Genomic DNA, 15,677 nt, shown 5'->3' on the forward strand with positions numbered 1-15,677 from the left:
GGACTTGCGGAAGCGCCGCAAGCACGATCAGGCCTTCTCTTCCAACCCTGAAAGAAAGGCCTGCATCATGAAGTTCGTATCCACCTCCGTCTCGTTCTCCCGGGTCATCGCGATCAGCTCCTTCGCCATGCTCGCCGCCGCCGGCGCCAAGGCCGAGAGCTACGACGGCGTGCAAGCCGCCGTGTCGGCCAAGAGCCGCGCCGACGTCAACGCCGAAGCCGTGCGCACCGCATCGGCACCCGACCAGAACGTGGTGCGCGGCTCGCGCGGCGCAGAGGGCATGGCTGTGTCGACCGAGCGTGCGCGCATCGTCGCCGAAGCCGTGCGCACCGCATCGGCCCCCGACCAGAACGTGTCGTCCGGCTCGCGCGTGAACAGCAAGGTCGTCTCGACGATGCAGAACCCTGTCGACGCGCGCGCCGCGGCCGCCAACGCCAAGAGCAGCCGGCTGTAAGGCATCCCCCGCAACGATGCCCTCGGGCCACTCGAGGGCGAGCAAGGAATCATCATGAAGCACTGGATCAAACGCACTCTCTTCGGATTCGCGGGCGCCGCGATGGTCGCCGGCAGCCTTGCCGGCTGTGCCGGTCAGCGACACGGCTGGGGCGGCGACAGCGCCGACTTCCGCGCCAGGATGGTCGAGCGCGTGGGCAGCAAGCTCGAACTCGACGCCAACCAGAAGCAGAAGCTCACCGTGCTGGCCGAGAAGCTGCAGGCGCAGCGCGAAGCCATGCGCGGCGCCGGCGGATCGGGCGACCCGCGCTCGCAGTTCAAGGCGCTGTTCGCGGGCAACAAGCTCGACCAGGCCGGCGCCGCGCGCCTGGTCGACGAGAAGACCACCGCCGTGCGCAACGGCAGCCCCGAGATCATCGCCGCCGCCGCCGACTTCTACGACAACCTGAATGCCGCGCAGCAGCAGAAGGTGCGCGACTTCATGGACCGCGGCGGCCGCCGCTGGAGCCGTCATGGCTGAAGTTGGCCCACCCCCAGGCTTCGCGCACTTCGTGTCGCTTCGCCTTCCCCCTGCAAGGGGGCGATACCTGCGGCCCGGCAAAGCCGGTTCCGCGGTATCCCACGAACAGGCTGCAGTGGTGGGCGGCGTGCGCGCGTTGTTGCGTGCCGAAGGCGCCGTGGTGCTGGGCGTGGCGCTCACCGCCTACGCCCAGTTCGGCGCGGGGTGGGGCGTGTTCGCGCTCTGGCTGCTTGCGCCCGATCTCTCGCTGCTGGGCTATGTTGCGGGGCCGCGCGTGGGCGCCGCGCTCTACAACGCGGCGCATTCGTACGCCGGGCCGGTGCTGCTGCTGGCCCTTGGCGTGTTCGCGGCCATGCCGTGGGCCGTGGCGGGTGGGTTGATCTGGCTGGCCCACATCGGCCTCGACCGCGCGCTCGGCTACGGGCTCAAGTACGCGACGGGTTTCGCCGCCACGCACCTGGGCCGCATCGGCAGGGCCGATCCATGGTGACGGGCCTGACCTGGACACTGCGATGCCGGCGGGTCTGATGGTCAGCGAGGTCATTCGCCACTTTCTTGTCCGGAGGCACAATCCCGCCATGCCGCGCATCCTGCTGATCGACGACGACGAACATCTCGCCGCGCCGCTGACCACCTACTTCGCACGCTTCGGCTGCACGCTCGAAAGCGCCGTGCGCCCGAGCGAAGGCCTCGCCAAGCTGCGCGCCGGCACCTACGACGCGGCCATCCTCGACGTGATGCTGCCCGAGATGGACGGCTTCGCGCTGTGCCGCGAGATCCGCAAGGAGAGCGACATTCCCATCGTGATGCTCACCGCGCGCGGCGAGGTCATGGACCGCGTGGTTGGCCTCGAGCTTGGCGCCGACGACTACGTGCCCAAGCCCTTCGAGCCGCGCGAACTGGTGGCGCGCGTGCAGACCATCCTGCGCCGCCAGCGCAGCGCAGCGCCGCAGGCAGTGGCCAACGCTACGCAGCATCGCGTGTTCGACGGCCTGTCGATCGACCTCGACCGGCGCCAGGTGCTGCGCCATGGCGAGCGCGTGGAGCTCACGGGCACCGAGTTCGAACTGCTGGCGCTGCTGGCGGCCGAGCCCGGCAAGGTGTTCAGCCGCGACGACATCCTCAACCGCCTGCGCGGCCACGAGGCCGAGCTCTACACGCGCGCGGTCGACATCGTGGTGAGCCGGCTGCGCAAGAAGCTCGAGCCGCTGGACTGCATCAAGACACTGCGTAACGCCGGCTACGCGCTGGCCGTTGCGCGCAGCGAGCCCGCATGAGATCTCGCCGGGGAGGTTTGCGCAAGGCGTGGCGCGAGATGGCCTGCCGCCGCGACGAACTGCACAGGCAATGGCATGCGCAGTGGCACGAGAAGGTGCAAGGCAAGCGCCGCTGGCGCCGCTCGCTGCGCATACGGCTGGTGATGATGTTCGTGATGCTCGCGCTGGTGATGGCGGCGGTCTTCATGGTCGGCATGAAGAAGTCTTTTTCCACCGGCTGGGCCGAGGCTGCCAAGCCGATGCTCACCGACTACACCGACCGCCTGGTCGCGGAGATCGGTACGCCGCCCGACGTGGCGCGGGCGCAGGCGCTGGTGGCGCGGCTGCCGATCACCATCCGCATCGTCGGGCCCAAGGTCAACTGGGACTCCAACCCCGGCGGCGCGAGCAGCCCCGGCGGCTGGATGCACGACCGCGAAGAGGCGTTCGGAGGCGACAAGTGGTTCATCCGGCCTACCGCCGACGGACACCGCGTGATCTTCGGCTGGGCGCCCAAGCTCTGGCGGCTCGCGCCGCGGATCATCGGATGGGCCACGCTGGGCGTGCTGCTGTCCTGCGTGCTGCTGGCATATGCCTACGTGAGCCGGCTGCTGCGGCCGCTGATCGACATCCGCGAAGGCGCGCAGCGCTTCGGCCGCGGCGAGTTCACGCAGCCCATTCCGGTGCGCCGCAACGACGACCTGGGCGACCTCGCGCAGCACATCAACACCATGGCCGACGACATCCAGGCGATGCTCGATGCCAAGCGCGGCCTGCTGCTCGCGCTGAGCCACGAGCTGCGCTCGCCGCTCACGCGCGCCCGCCTCAATGCCGAGTTGCTGCCGGCCACGCCCGAAGGGCAGGCCGAGCGCGAAGCACTGCTGCGCGACTTGAACGAGATGCGCGACCTCATCAGCGACCTGCTCGAAAGTGAACGCCTCGCGAGCCCGCACGTGGCGCTGCTGCGCGAGCCGGTCGACCTGGCGGCGCTGATCCGCGAGATCGTGGCCGAGATGCCCGGTGCGCAGTACGTGCACCTCGACCTGGCCGATGGCCTGCCGCCGCATGCCGTCGACCGCATGCGCATCCGCCTGCTGGTGCGCAACCTGCTGGACAACGCACTGCGCTACAGCGCCGACGCACCGCGGCCGCCCTGCGTGTCGCTGCGCGCGGTGCTCGACGGCAAGAAGCAAGGCATCGAGATCGAGGTGCGCGACCATGGCCCCGGCGTGGACGGCGAACAGCTCGGGCGCCTGACCGAGCCCTTCTATCGCACCGACGGCGCACGGGCGCGCGCCACGGGCGGCGTCGGCCTCGGCATGTACCTGTGCCGACTGATCGCCGAAGCGCACGGCGGCGAGCTGACGGTGCGCAACGCCGAGCCCGGGCTGCAGATCGTCGTCCGGCTGGCCTGAGCCCGGCGGAGCTGGCGGGGGCCGGCAGGGTGCTGTCGCCTGCGCTACCAGCCCGCCCGTAGCCCGCGGCTACGATGCGCCTCCGTGCCAGCGTCCGGCATTCAAGGTCAAGGAGACACCATGAGCAGCCCCCTCACCAACCATCAGGTCCGCCTCGCCAAACGCCCCGAAGGCACGGCCACGCGCGAGAACTGGAAATTCACCACCGAACCCGTCGGCGAGCCGGCCGAGGGCGGCGTGCTGGTCAAGACGCTGTCGCTGTCGCTCGACCCCGCCATGCGCGGCTGGCTCAACGACGCCAAGAGCTACATCCCGCCCGTGGGCATCGACGAAGTGATGCGCGCCGGCGGCGTCGGCCGCGTCGTCGCCTCGAAGAACCCGCAGTTCGCGGTGGGCGACACCGTCTACGGCACGCTGGGCGTACAGGAATACATCCTGATCCCGCAGGAAGAGCTCAAGCGCAACGGCCTGGTGAAGGTCGACCTGCGCGTGGGCAGCATCACCCAGTGGCTCAACGTGCTGGGCATGCCCGGCATGACCGGCTACTTCGGCCTGATGGACGTGGGCATGCCCAAGGCCGGCGAGACCGTGGTGGTTTCCGGCGCGGCCGGCGCGGTGGGCCAGACCGTGGGCCAGCTGGCCAAGATCAAGGGCTGCCGCGTGGTCGGCATCGCCGGCGGCGCCGCCAAGTGCGACTGGGTGGTGAAAGAGCTGGGCTTCGACGCCTGCATCGACTACAAGGCCGGCGCCGGTGCGGTGCGCGATGGCCTCAAGACCCATTGCCCGAAAGGCGTGGACATCTACTTCGACAACGTCGGCGGCGAAATCCTCGACGCGGTGCTGGCGCGGCTCGCGCGCAAGGCCCGCATCATCATCTGCGGCGCCATCAGCCAGTACAACAACGCCAACAGCATGCCGGCGGCCGGCCCGAAGAACTACCTGAGCCTGCTGGTGAACCGCGCGCGCATGGAAGGCATCGTGGTGTTCGACTATGCCGACCGCTATCACATCGCCATCGCCGAAATGGCCGGCTACCTGAAGGACGGGCGCATGAAGAGCAAGGAAGACGTGGTGAAGGGCCTGGACACTTTCCCCGAATCGCTCAACAAGCTGTTTGCGGGAGAGAACTTCGGCAAGCTGGTGCTGCAGGTTTCCGACGAATAGTTTCCCGATGCCCGGTAGCGGTGCTTTATTTCACGGGTATTCGAAAGAGACTATTAACTATAGTTAATTGCCGCTGAAGGCGCTCATTTTGCGTCCTTGAGTTACTAGACTGCGCCTGCCTTGCCGAAAGCAGGTAGTCACATAGTCATATCAACACTCAGGGAACGCAAAATGCAAAAGACCGTATTCGTGAAACTCGCAACGCTGGCCGTGGCCGGCATGCTGTCGCAAGGCGCCTTCGCCGCCGACGGCACCGTCAACTTCACCGGTGAAATCGTCGACGCGCCGTGCTCGATTTCTCCCAACAGCCAGAACCTGACCGTGCCGCTGGGCAAGGTTTCGCGCACCGTGTTCGGCACCGTCACCGGCACGCCGCCCGTGAGCACCGCGACGATCGGCAAGAAGTCCACGCCGGCCAACTTCACGATCGACCTGCTGGGTTGCGGCGCAACCGCCAAGGGCGCGACCGTGACCTTCTCGGGCACCGCCGATCTCGACGACCCCAGCTATCTGCGCTTGGCCAATGCCGGCCAGGTGGGCGTGGGCGCTGCTTCGGGCGTTGCGATCGAACTCGGCGATTCCGCCGGCACCAAGATCGCGCTGGGCTCGCCGTCCGGCGAATACGTCCTGGGCCTGGGTGACAACTCGCTGAAGTTCCAGGCTGCGTACGTCGCGACCAAGACGGCCGTGACGGTCGGCCCGGCCAACTCGGTCGCGCAGTTCACGGTTGCCTACAAGTAAGTAGCGCCCTTCGCCGGCGCCGAGCCCGGACCCCGCGTCCCCGGCCGGCGCCGGCATTTCCCTCCTTCCAGTTTTTTCCGGCGGAGCCGCGTTGCGCCGCCGTGCTGGGGTGCGCGTGTCGCGCGCCTCACCACGCCAAGGATTTTTTCTCATGTGCAGCAACAATCGCTTCCGGTGGGCTCTTGCCGTTCTGCTGATGCTGGGTCTCCAGTGGCCGGCCGGCGCGGGCGTGATGCTCGGCGGCACCCGCGTGATCCTCGGTGAAAAGGACCGCGAAGCTTCCATTCCGGTGAAGAACACCGGCACCACGCCCTATGTGGTTCAGACCTGGATCGATGCCGGCGAAGGCAAGAACAAGACGCCCCTGCTCGTCACGCCGCCGCTGTCGCGGCTCGACCCCGGCATGGAAAACATCCTGCGCATCATGCGCGTGAGCGGCGAACTGCCGGCCGATCGCGAGACGGTGTTCTGGCTCAATGTCAAGGAGATTCCCGAGAAGTCGAAGGAAGAAAACGTGCTGCAGATTGCGGTGCGCAGCCGCATCAAGCTGTTCTACCGGCCTTCGAAGCTCGCGGGCAAGCCCGAGGAATCGCGCGCCCAGCTCAAGTGGGCGGTCGGCGCCGGTGCGCAGGGTCAGGGCGCCGTGCTCAAGGTCGGCAATCCCACGGCCTACCACGTGACCTTCACCGCGCTGAACGTCAACGACGGCCAGCAGCTGATCAACGCCGACATGGTGCCGCCGTTCGGCGAGATGGCGTATCCGCTGAACGCAGTGAAAACGCCGCAGGCGGTCCAGGTCAACTTCACCACGCTCAACGACTACGGCGGCGAGTCGCCCGAAGAATTCGTCAAGGTGCCCGCAGGTACCGAGCCGGTGGTCGTGAAGGCCGAGCCGGTCTCGCCGCCCGCACGCAGTGCGACGCCTTGAGACGCGAGGGACGAACCGCCATGCGTTGCTCACCCGCTTTCGCGCCGTTCCGGCTGACGATATGCGCCGCCTTGCTGGGCGCCGTGGGCCTGCCCGGGCATGCGCAACAACAGGTGGCCGGCTCCAGTTTCAATGAAGAGTTCCTAGGCATCGGCGGCGACCAGCCGCACGCGGACCTGTCGCTTTTCTCTTTCGGCAACCGCGTGCTGGCCGGCAAGTACATGGTCGACGTGTCGCTCAACGAACGCGGCGCCGGACAAACCAAAATCAGCTTCGTCGAGAAGGACGGCAAGAACGACGCCGTGCCCTGCATCACGCGCCCCATGCTCGACGACTGGGGCGTCAACGTGGCGGTGTTCCCCGCGCTGGCGAGCGCCGCGGACGATGCCTGCGTCGACCTGGCTGCGACCATTCCCGATGCGGCGTTCACCTACGACGGCGGCAAGCAGCGCCTGTTCGTCAGCATTCCGCAGGCGGCGCTGAAGCGCTCGGCGCGCGGGGCGGTCGGTCCCGAGAAATGGGACAAGGGCATCACCGCCGGCATGTTCGACTACCAGCTGAATTTCGCGCGCTACAGCGGCAACCGCTACCGCAGCGATGCCAACCCCTTTGCGATGCCGCAGAACGTGTTCGACGGCAATCCCTTTGCCGATCGCAACAGGAACACCCTCCAGCGCAACACCCTGTTCGCGGGCCTGCGCGCTGGCTTCAACCACGGCGACTGGCGCTTGCGCCACTTCTCGACCTACAACCGCGGCATCGATGGCCGCAGCCGCTGGCAGGGCATCAGCACCTACGCGCAACGCGATCTCGCATCGATCAACGGCCGGCTGCTGATCGGCGACGGCAACACGCCGGGCAACCTCTTCGACAGCCTGCCGTTTCGCGGCGTGCAGCTGTCGTCCGACGACGCGATGCTGCCCGACAGCCAGCAAGGCTACGCGCCCACCATCCGTGGCGTGGCGCAGACCAACGCACGCGTCACGGTGCGCCAGAACGGCTACGTCGTCTACAGCACCTTCGTGGCGCCGGGCCCGTTCATCATCGACGACCTCTACCCCACCGCGTCGAGCGGCGACCTCGAGGTGACCATTGCCGAGGCCGATGGCCGGCAGACCCGGTACACCCAGGCCTTCTCGGCCGTGCCCACGCTGCTGCGCGAAGGTACCTGGCGCTATTCGGCCACCGCCGGCAAATACCGCAACGGCTATCACGGCGGCACACCGGGCATGCGGCGTTCCCTCTCGCAGCCGGCTTTCATCCAGGCAACGCTGGCGCGAGGCCTGGGCAACGAGTTCTCGCTCTACGGCGGCGCGCTGATGGCGAACATGTACCAGTCGATGCTCGTGGGCGTGGGCAAGAACCTGCGCGATTTCGGGGCCGTGTCGGTCGACCTGTCGAGCGCGCGCACCACCGACCGCACACCCGCCCACGGCGTGACGACGTACGGCGGACAGTCGCTGCGCTTCCTCTACTCGAAGGCCTTTCTCGATTCGGGCACCAATTTTCGCGTGGCCGGCTACCGCTATTCGACCAGCGGCTACCGCACCTTCCAGGAAGCGGTACAGATGCAGGACCTGCGACCCTTCGAGTCGTTCAACAGCCGCCGCAACGAGGTCCGCTTCGAGCTCTCGCAGCAGATCGGCGAACTGGGCACGGTGTTCGCGTCCGCGCGCCAGCAGAGCTACTGGGGCACCAGCGCGAAAGACCGGCTGGTTCAACTGGGCTACTCGGGCAACTACAAGCAGTTCGGCTACAGCGTCTTCTACAACCACACCACCAGCCTGAACCGCACGCCGGTACGCCAGGTGATGTTCACGCTGAGCGTTCCGCTGGGCGACACCCGCGCCAGCGCGCAGTACGCCGTCACCCGCGACAGCACCGGCCGCATCAACCAGCAGGCCAGCGTCTACGGCTCGGCTTTCGACGACAGCCGCCTGAGCTACAACGTGACGGCCGGCAACACGAACCACGGCGGCGGCAGCAGCAGCGCGAGTGCGAGTTACCTCTCGCAGGCCGGTCGCTTCGACGTCGGTCACTCCCAAGGCCGCGGCTACGGCCAGAGCACCTTCGGCATGGCCGGCGGTGTGCTGGTGCACGGCGGCGGGGTCACGCTGTCGCAGCCACTCGGTGAGACCGTGGGGCTGGTCCAGGCGCCCAAGGCGCAGGGCGTGGGCATCGAGTCCCAGCCTGGCGTGGCGACCGATTGGGCCGGCCACGCAGTCGTTCCCAACCTGACCCCGTACCGGCTGAACCGGGTCGCCTTGCGCACCGGTGACCTCGGCGACACGGTGGAGGTGAAGAACGCAGCGACCGAGGTGGTGCCCACGCGCGGCGCCGTGGTGCTCGCGAAGTTCGAGACCTCGGTGGGCTTCCGCCTGCTGATGACGCTGGCCGACCCGAACGGCCGCATGCTGCCCCTGGGCTCGAAGGTCGAGAACGAGGCGGGCCAGGAGGTCGGCATCGTCGGTCCAGAGGGGCAGGCTTTCGTCACCGGCGCGGGCAGCACCGGCCGCCTGACCGTGCGATGGGGGACGGGCAAGACCGACCAGTGTGTCGTGCCCTACAGCCTTCCCGAAGAAAAGAACCCACCGCCGATCCGCGAGCTGAGCGGCCAATGCGACCCCGCCCCCACAGCCGCCCCCACGCCAAACGACAAACATCCAAAGGGAACGGAATGAGCCGCAGCATTTCTTCTGGCCTCATGCGTATTGCCGTTGTGGCAGCGGGGGCGCTGCTCGGCGCGCAAGGCGCCTGGGCGGTGTGCACGCACTACCCAGGTACAGCGGAGAAGCTCATCATCATGGACATGGGCAAAGTGGTCATTTCCAATGATCTGCCTGTTGGGGCCGTGATCGCGAGGAAGGTGTTTCCTATTCCAACCAAAGGCATATCGGAGTACGTGTTCGACTGCTTCCAGGGCGGCGGCGGCACGCTCATCGGGGAGATGCTGCAGGGGGCACCCATGCCGAGCGATCCGACGATCTACTCGACGGCGGTGCCAGGTGTCGGCATACGCTTGTCGCGGGTGATCGACGCAACGCTGACCGTGAACTACCCGCATCGGCTTTGGCGCGGAGCCAACTACGTCTACTTCGGGGTGGGAACACAGTTCCAGGTGGAGCTGATCAAGACAGCGGCCGCTACCGGCAACGGACCGCTGGCTTCGGGAACCTATACCAGGTACTACGGCGACGGCGACGGTGTGTCGATGCTGACCACCGTGCTCTCCGGCAATGGCATCACCATCGTCACGCCGTCATGCTCGGTGGACCTGGGCTCCCGGAACATTTCGGTGCAGTTCGGAAGGGTCCCCCAGAGCAACTTCAAGGGCAGGGGTTCCACCACCGGCGACCGCAACTTCAACATCAAGCTCAACTGCCAGGCCGGGCAAAACATGCAGAACAGCGTCTACCTGCGCATGGATGCCACGCCGGACCCGTCGAACGAACGAGGCGTGCTGAAGATCACGCAGGACGGCACGGGGACTGCCACCGGCGTCGGCATCCAGGTGATGGACAACCAGAGCCTGCCGGTCAAGTTCGGCGAAGACGCGCCGATCGGCCCGTCGAAGGATGGCGACTATGTGCTGCCGTACACCGCGCGCTACTACCAGACGGGCGACAAGGTGACGCCGGGGCGCGCGGACGGCACGGCCACCTTCACCCTCGATTACAAATAGCCGGCGTTCAGTTCTCGTCGGGGCGCATGGGAATGTCGCCCATCGCTTCGTCCTCACGCAGGCCGCGCGCGGCCTTCAGCAGCTCGATCGACAGCCCGTCGCCGTGGCCCGCAAAACCCTTGGCGATGCCTTCGAGCACCGTCGACAGGCCGGATTCGCCGTCGCTGCGCGCGTCCATGCTGATGTTCAGCACCCGGGCCGCCATCTGGCGGTAGGTGACGGCGCCCGCGCCCTCCAGCGCGGCCACGAGGTCGAGGTACAGCGCCAGGTTCAGGTCGAACACCAGCTTGGGCGTGATCTCGAGATCCTCGCTCTTGTTCTTGCTGTCCATGGGAATTGGCTCCTTTTTTTCCTTGGCCCCCACTCTAGCCAGAAAAAAGCGGGCAATCCGTCGGATACAGCCTGATTCAGCGTGCGCGCGTGCCCATGATTGCGGCCGAGATGATGAGCCAGGCCGCGAGCACGATGGTCCAGGTCAGCGGCCTGCCGGTGACGAGCAGCAGCAGCGAGGTCGAGCCCAGCGGCGTGATGTAGCTCAGGATGCCGATCCGGCGTGCATCGCCGCGCTTGAGCGCCATGTCCCACACGAAGAAGGCCGCACCCAGCGGGCCGAGGCCGCACAGCACGAGCAGCAGCCAGTCGCGGCCCGACAGCGCCACGGAGGGTTCGAGGACCGCATGGCAGGCCAGCGAAAGCAGGCCCGAGACCAGCCCGAACAGGCCGATGGCGGAGGTCGGGAAGGCCGCGACGCGCTTCGTCCACAGCGAGTAGCTGGCCCAGACGAAGGCCGAGGCCAGCGCCGGCAGGAAGCCCCAGTAGCCGGTGACGGCCGTGGCGCCACCCCTTGCGCCGAGGATCGCGGCGGCCGCGCCCGCGAAGCCCAGCAAGCCCGCCACCAGGTGCAGCGGCCGCAGCGACACGCCCGGCAGCAGCACCGGCGCCAGCACCACCATGAGCAGCGGCCACAGGTAGTTGACCAGGTTGGCCTCGACCGGCGGGGCGTAGCGCAGCGCGATGAACAGCAGGAAGTGGTAGCCGAACAAGCCGTAGATGCCCAGCGCCAGCGTGCGCGGCGGCACCTTCCATGCGCGGCGGTCGCGCAGCACGAGCGGCCAGCTCGGCACGCTGCCGATGATGAGCGCGAGGCCGGTGAGCAGGAACGGGGGCAGGTGGGACAAGGCCGTGCCGAGCGAGGCGAGCGTGGTCCAGAGGGCGATGGCGAGAAGGGCGTAGACGGTCGACGACATGGACGTCGAGGCTACGCGATGCGGTCGTCTTGCAATGACGGTTCGTCGTCGCGCAACGACGGTATGGGGTCTTGCTCCTTCCCCTCCCGGGGGAAGGCCGGGATGGGGGCAAGCCTTCGATCAGAAGCCGCGCATTTTCAGAGGCCGTCGTGCCCCCACCCCGGCCCTCCCCCGGAAGGGGAGGGAGAAATGCGGGGATCAGCGACGCAATGCAGCGGTCAGCGCCGATGGCGAGCGGTAGCCCGTGCGGCGCGCCGTTTCGGCCACGCTCATTCCGCCGAGCCGCAGCTCGCGTGCATGCGCCAGCCGCAGCGAGCGCAGCCAGTGCATCGCGCCCATGCCCTGTTCGTCGCGGCAGCGCTGCGCGAACTGGCTCGGGCTGAGGCAGGCCGCACCGGCCAGGTCGGCCACGCCCAGCGGTTCGTGCCAGCGGGCGCGGGCCCAGTCGGCGAGCACGGCCCAATCGATGCGGCGGCGGCGTGAATCCGAATGAGAGGGCGGCGCGGGGTTCCAGGCCTCCAGCAGCAGCGCCGGGCCGTTCTGCAGGGCCAGGGCCGAGGCCTGCGGTTGCCGCAGGCATTGCGCCAGGTAGCGCGCCAGCGCGTGCAACTGCGGCGCGTCGGGCGGTGCGCGCTCGGCGCAGCGGGCCCATGCCGCGTGTGTGGTGTCGAGCACCAGGCACACGCTGCCTTGCTTGCGCGCGCTGAAGTCGTGCCGGTCGCCGGGTGCGACCACCTGCGCCTCGCCCACGCCGATGCCGGCACCGCGGCCTCCCACTTCGATCTCCAGCACGCCGTCGAGGCCGATCAGCACCTGGAAATGGTCGTGTGCGTGGCTGCCGTGCGAGTCGCCGTAGTTGCGCATGTCCTGTGCGTGGCCGGCGTGTGCATGGGAAGAAGGGGGAGGCGAAGGCGCCGATTCTCCGGCCGCCGGCTGCTGCCGTCACCCCAACCGCAGCAGCACCGCCGACGCCGCGCACACGATCAGAAACGGAACGCTGATGCGGTGGAACTCGCGCAGCCCGTGCGGCACCTTGGCCAGCCGCAGCGCGATCAGGTTGGCCAGCGAGCCCAGCACGCAGCCGAAGCCGCCCACGCTCACGCCCGCGGCCAGCGCAGGCAGGTCGTGCACGTAGCCGCCGAGCAGAATCGCCGCCGGCACGTTGCTGATGAACTGCGAGACGACGATGGCCGCGAGGTACGCACGCCATCCCTCGGCAATCGGCCAGTGGCCCAGCAGCGCGGCAATGGTGGGCAGCTCGGCCAACTGCCGCAGGTCCACGAACATCAGCGCGATGATCGCGAGCAGCGCCCAGTCGATGCCGCGCAGCACGCGCGGGTACGTCGCCAGGAACACGCCGAACACCACGCCCAGGCCCGCCAGCAGCCAATGCCGGTCGAGCGCGACCACGAAGCCGACGAACAGCGCACCAGCCAGCCACAGCAAGCGCGGCTGCACCGGCGCGGCTCCGGTTTCGGGTTTGAGCGCAATGGGCGTGCGCGGCACCAGCAGCCAGGTGGCGACGAACAGCCAGAAAAGGATCACCGCCACCGTCGGCCCCATCATCCCCATGAACGCGAAGAAGCTCTCGCCCGAGCGGTGCCACAGATAGAGGTTCTGCGGATTGCCGATGGGCGTGAGCGCCGAGCCCGCATTCACCGCCAGCGCTTCCAGTACCACCAGCCGCGCCAGCGGCAGATGCGCCTGCGTGGCGAGCACGCGCGTCAGCGGAACCAGCAGGAACAGGCTCACGTCGTTGGTGACGAGCGCGGAGAGAAACGCCGCGCTGGCAACCAGCAGCAGCGCCAGGCTGCGCTGGTTGTGCGTGCGCGCCAGCAGGCGCTGGGCGGCGGCCTGCAGCATGCCGCTCTTCTCGACGCCCTGCGTGATGGCGAGCAGCCCCGCGAGCGCGCCCACGGTCTGCCAGTCGACCAGCCGCAGCCAGTCCATCGGTGCACGCGGGCGCAGGAACGCGAAGACGACGGCGACCGCGACCAGCACCCACAGCAGGCCGTTGCCGCCGCCACCGTGCTCGGGCGGCGCCGCCGCGATGTCAGCGGGCGACGAGTTCACGCAGTTCGCGCTTGAGCACCTTGCCGATGGCGCTACGCGGCAGCTCTTCGATGAAGGAGAGGCGTGCCAGGCGCTGCGTCTTGCCGAGCTGGGCGTTGGTCCATTGCAGCAGCACGTCTTCGGTGGTGCTGTCGCCCTCGCGGCGCACCACGAAGGCCACGGGCGTCTCGCCCCATTGCTCCGACGGAACGCCGATCACCGCCACGTCGGCCACCGCCGCATGGCCGCGCAGCACGGCTTCGAGGTCGCTCGGGTAGATGTTGAAGCCGCCGCTGATGATCATGTCCTTCTTGCGGTCGAACAGCGTAAGGAAGCCCTCGGCGTCGAAGCGCCCCACGTCGCCGGTGCGGATGAAGCGCTTGCCGGTGGCGTCGAACCATTCGGCCTCGCGCGTCTTCTCGGGCTGGCGGTGGTAGCCGGTCATCATGCCGCCCGAGTGGCCCACCACCTCGCCGGCCACCTCGGTGTTGCCGCGCGGCAGTTCGTTGCCTTCCTCGTCGATCAGGCGGATGTCGCTGCCCTCGGCGGGCTGGCCTACCGTGTGCAGCTTGGTCGGGTTCAGGTGTGCTTCCAGGATGCAGGTGCCGCCGCCCTCGGTCATGCCGTAGAACTCGATCAGCCCGCCGGGCCAGCGCTTGAGCACGTCGGCCTTGAGCGCGGCGTTGAAGGGCGCGCTGGTGCTGAACTTGAAGCGGAACGACGACAGGTCGTGTGCGTCGAAGCGCGGGTGCGCCATCAGCCGCTGGTACTGCACCGGCACGAGCATGGTGTGCGTCACGCGGCGTTGCTCGGCCAGCTGCAGGTAGCCGAGCGCGTCGAACTTGGGCATCAGCACCACGCAGCCGCCGAAGGCGATGGTGGGGAAGAACACCACCAGCGTGGTGTTGGAGTACAGCGGTGTCGACAGCAGCGTGACGGTGTCGGGACTGTATTCGTATTTGGCGCCGCGCTGCACGTGGGCCCAGCGCATGCCGTGGCCCTGCACGATGCCCTTGGGCTCGCCCGTGGTGCCTGACGAATAGATGATGTTGAAGGGCCACGAAGGCTGCGTCTCCACGGCCTTGGGTTGCGCACCGGCCGGCGCGAGCCAGCTTTCGATGTCGCGGCCCACGTTCGAGCCGTCGAGCGCAATGCGTGCAATGCTGCCTTGCTTCGCGGGGCCGATCACCTCGGCGGCCGAGGCGTCGCTGAACAGGATGCGCGCATCGGCGTCCTCGATCATGCGGGCCAGGCTGGCGGGCGTGGAGCCGGGCGCCAGCGGGGCCACCGCGACGCCCGCGCGCAGCGCGCCCAGGAACACCGCCGCGTAGTTCACCGACGACGAGGCGCAGATGGCGATGGCGTCGCCGGGCTGGAGCCCGTCGCGCTGCAGGCCGGCCGCGACGCGGTCCATCAGCGCGTCGAGCGCGCGGTAGTCCAGCGTGCGCCCGGCATCGGCCAGCGCGGCGTGGTCGGGGGTGTGTTGCGCATGGAGGCGGACCAGATCGGCAATGGCGCCGAAATCGCGTTCCATCGCGGCTTGAACGGCAGGGTGCGTGTGCAAGGTCATTCCTTCCTTCTTCTTGGCCAGCCGGCAGGATAGCGGACCTGCCTTTCCTTGCCAGCGCATAGGCGACGCCGTCAGTTGCCGCTCAGGCTGGCGGGGCCACGATGCCGGCAACCGAAGCATCCCGATTCGGGCAAGGAGCACCCATGGGTTTACTCGACATCCTCCAGCAGGCCATCGGCCCCCACAACGCCGAGGCCCACATCGACGAGGTCACGCAGCACGCCTCCACCGACGAGCTCGGCGCGGGGCTCGCCGCGGCCATGCGCTCCGACCAGACGCCGCCTTTCGGCGACATGGTGGGCAAGCTGTTCGGCCAGTCGTCGCCGCAGCAGCAGGCCGGCTTGCTCAACCAGATCCTGGCGACGCTGGGCCCGGCCGCCGCTTCGGCACTGGCGGGCGGTGTGCTCGGCCGCATGCTGCAGCCGGGGCAGACGCAGGTCACGCCCGACCAGGCCTCGCAGCTGTCGCCCGCGCAGGTGACCGAAATCGCCGCGCATGCCGAGCAGCAGCACGCGGGCGTGATCGACGAGGTGAGCCAGTTCTATGCACAGCATTCGGGGCTGATCAAGACGCTGGGCGGCGCGGCGATTGCCATCGCGCTGGCGAAGATGAAGGAAAACGCCACGCGCGGTTGAGGCCGCGCGGCCCG

At 68.2% G+C, this 15,677-nt stretch carries 16 protein-coding genes; 11 read left to right on the forward strand and 5 right to left on the reverse strand.

Features of this window, described 5'->3' with window-relative positions; genetic code table 11:
- The first annotated feature begins 67 nt into the window (after positions 1–67).
- The 10 genes from ASC92_RS09530 (at position 68) to ASC92_RS09575 (ending at position 10,159) form a co-directional block, all read left to right on the forward strand.
- Complete coding sequence (locus ASC92_RS09530; RefSeq protein ID WP_056514129.1) at positions 68–454, forward strand: hypothetical protein; 387 nt, start codon at positions 68–70, stop codon at positions 452–454.
- Positions 455–508: 54 nt separating this feature from the next.
- Positions 509–973: a Spy/CpxP family protein refolding chaperone gene (locus ASC92_RS09535; RefSeq protein WP_056513836.1), complete on the forward strand. Its 465-nt coding sequence runs from the start codon at positions 509–511 to the stop codon at positions 971–973.
- A complete protein-coding gene (locus tag ASC92_RS09540) occupies positions 966–1,463 on the forward strand; it encodes a DUF4260 domain-containing protein (protein ID WP_056513838.1) in 498 nt (165 codons plus the stop codon). Before ASC92_RS09535 ends, ASC92_RS09540 begins: the two co-directional genes overlap by 8 nt.
- An 88-nt stretch (positions 1,464–1,551) precedes the next feature.
- The gene (locus tag ASC92_RS09545) at positions 1,552–2,250 is read left to right on the forward strand and encodes a response regulator transcription factor (RefSeq protein ID WP_056513842.1); all 699 of its coding nucleotides are present in this window, start codon (positions 1,552–1,554) and stop codon (positions 2,248–2,250) included.
- The gene (locus tag ASC92_RS09550; protein ID WP_056513845.1) at positions 2,247–3,644 is read left to right on the forward strand and encodes a sensor histidine kinase; all 1,398 of its coding nucleotides are present in this window, start codon (positions 2,247–2,249) and stop codon (positions 3,642–3,644) included. Before ASC92_RS09545 ends, ASC92_RS09550 begins: the two co-directional genes overlap by 4 nt.
- A 120-nt stretch (positions 3,645–3,764) precedes the next feature.
- A complete protein-coding gene (locus ASC92_RS09555; RefSeq protein ID WP_056513848.1) occupies positions 3,765–4,808 on the forward strand; it encodes an NADP-dependent oxidoreductase in 1,044 nt (347 codons plus the stop codon).
- A gap of 171 nt (positions 4,809–4,979) precedes the next feature.
- Complete coding sequence (locus ASC92_RS09560) at positions 4,980–5,549, forward strand: fimbrial protein (RefSeq protein WP_056513851.1); 570 nt, start codon at positions 4,980–4,982, stop codon at positions 5,547–5,549.
- A 151-nt stretch (positions 5,550–5,700) separates the two neighbouring features.
- Positions 5,701–6,477: a molecular chaperone gene (locus ASC92_RS09565; RefSeq protein WP_056513854.1), complete on the forward strand. Its 777-nt coding sequence runs from the start codon at positions 5,701–5,703 to the stop codon at positions 6,475–6,477.
- A gap of 20 nt (positions 6,478–6,497) precedes the next feature.
- The gene (locus ASC92_RS09570; protein ID WP_056513859.1) at positions 6,498–9,158 is read left to right on the forward strand and encodes a fimbria/pilus outer membrane usher protein; all 2,661 of its coding nucleotides are present in this window, start codon (positions 6,498–6,500) and stop codon (positions 9,156–9,158) included.
- Positions 9,155–10,159, forward strand: coding sequence for a fimbrial protein (locus ASC92_RS09575; protein WP_056513862.1), 1,005 nt, complete (start codon positions 9,155–9,157; stop codon positions 10,157–10,159). Before ASC92_RS09570 ends, ASC92_RS09575 begins: the two co-directional genes overlap by 4 nt.
- A 7-nt stretch (positions 10,160–10,166) precedes the next feature.
- Here the strand turns inward: ASC92_RS09575 and ASC92_RS09580 are convergent, their stop codons facing one another.
- From ASC92_RS09580 to ASC92_RS09600, 5 genes are all read right to left on the reverse strand, one after another.
- A complete protein-coding gene (locus ASC92_RS09580; protein ID WP_056513866.1) occupies positions 10,167–10,490 on the reverse strand; it encodes a hypothetical protein in 324 nt (107 codons plus the stop codon).
- A 76-nt stretch (positions 10,491–10,566) separates the two neighbouring features.
- Positions 10,567–11,406, reverse strand: a complete 840-nt coding sequence (locus ASC92_RS09585; protein ID WP_056513870.1) for a DMT family transporter — start codon at positions 11,404–11,406, stop codon at positions 10,567–10,569.
- Between the two features lie 198 nt (positions 11,407–11,604).
- Positions 11,605–12,270 (reverse strand): helix-turn-helix transcriptional regulator, encoded by a 666-nt coding sequence (locus ASC92_RS09590; protein WP_056513873.1) that lies wholly within the window; start codon positions 12,268–12,270, stop codon positions 11,605–11,607.
- Between the two features lie 78 nt (positions 12,271–12,348).
- Positions 12,349–13,479, reverse strand: a complete 1,131-nt coding sequence (locus ASC92_RS09595; protein ID WP_056513878.1) for an SLC13 family permease — start codon at positions 13,477–13,479, stop codon at positions 12,349–12,351.
- A complete protein-coding gene (locus tag ASC92_RS09600; RefSeq protein ID WP_082519560.1) occupies positions 13,460–14,992 on the reverse strand; it encodes a class I adenylate-forming enzyme family protein in 1,533 nt (510 codons plus the stop codon). The genes ASC92_RS09595 and ASC92_RS09600 overlap by 20 nt, the downstream gene beginning before the upstream one ends.
- 179 nt (positions 14,993–15,171) lie before the next feature.
- Between ASC92_RS09600 and ASC92_RS09605 the strand changes: the two genes are divergently transcribed.
- The gene (locus ASC92_RS09605; RefSeq protein WP_056513885.1) at positions 15,172–15,663 is read left to right on the forward strand and encodes a hypothetical protein; all 492 of its coding nucleotides are present in this window, start codon (positions 15,172–15,174) and stop codon (positions 15,661–15,663) included.
- Positions 15,664–15,677: the final 14 nt, after the last annotated feature.

Source organism: Variovorax sp. Root411, assembly GCF_001425205.1.
Taxonomy (GTDB): Bacteria; Pseudomonadota; Gammaproteobacteria; order Burkholderiales; family Burkholderiaceae_C; genus Variovorax.

Coding starts and splice junctions, on each gene's coding strand:
- ASC92_RS09565 (WP_056513854.1), top strand. CDS start 5,701: ATGTGCAGCAACAATCGCTTCCGGTGGGCTCTTGCCGTTCTGCTGATG.
- ASC92_RS09550 (WP_056513845.1), top strand. CDS start 2,247: ATGAGATCTCGCCGGGGAGGTTTGCGCAAGGCGTGGCGCGAGATGGCC.
- ASC92_RS09575 (WP_056513862.1), top strand. CDS start 9,155: ATGAGCCGCAGCATTTCTTCTGGCCTCATGCGTATTGCCGTTGTGGCA.
- ASC92_RS09600 (WP_082519560.1), bottom strand. CDS start 14,992: ATGGAACGCGATTTCGGCGCCATTGCCGATCTGGTCCGCCTCCATGCG.
- ASC92_RS09605 (WP_056513885.1), top strand. CDS start 15,172: ATGGGTTTACTCGACATCCTCCAGCAGGCCATCGGCCCCCACAACGCC.
- ASC92_RS09530 (WP_056514129.1), top strand. CDS start 68: ATGAAGTTCGTATCCACCTCCGTCTCGTTCTCCCGGGTCATCGCGATC.
- ASC92_RS09585 (WP_056513870.1), bottom strand. CDS start 11,406: ATGTCGTCGACCGTCTACGCCCTTCTCGCCATCGCCCTCTGGACCACG.
- ASC92_RS09570 (WP_056513859.1), top strand. CDS start 6,498: ATGCGTTGCTCACCCGCTTTCGCGCCGTTCCGGCTGACGATATGCGCC.
- ASC92_RS09555 (WP_056513848.1), top strand. CDS start 3,765: ATGAGCAGCCCCCTCACCAACCATCAGGTCCGCCTCGCCAAACGCCCC.
- ASC92_RS09535 (WP_056513836.1), top strand. CDS start 509: ATGAAGCACTGGATCAAACGCACTCTCTTCGGATTCGCGGGCGCCGCG.
- ASC92_RS09580 (WP_056513866.1), bottom strand. CDS start 10,490: ATGGACAGCAAGAACAAGAGCGAGGATCTCGAGATCACGCCCAAGCTG.
- ASC92_RS09590 (WP_056513873.1), bottom strand. CDS start 12,270: ATGCGCAACTACGGCGACTCGCACGGCAGCCACGCACACGACCATTTC.
- ASC92_RS09545 (WP_056513842.1), top strand. CDS start 1,552: ATGCCGCGCATCCTGCTGATCGACGACGACGAACATCTCGCCGCGCCG.
- ASC92_RS09540 (WP_056513838.1), top strand. CDS start 966: ATGGCTGAAGTTGGCCCACCCCCAGGCTTCGCGCACTTCGTGTCGCTT.
- ASC92_RS09560 (WP_056513851.1), top strand. CDS start 4,980: ATGCAAAAGACCGTATTCGTGAAACTCGCAACGCTGGCCGTGGCCGGC.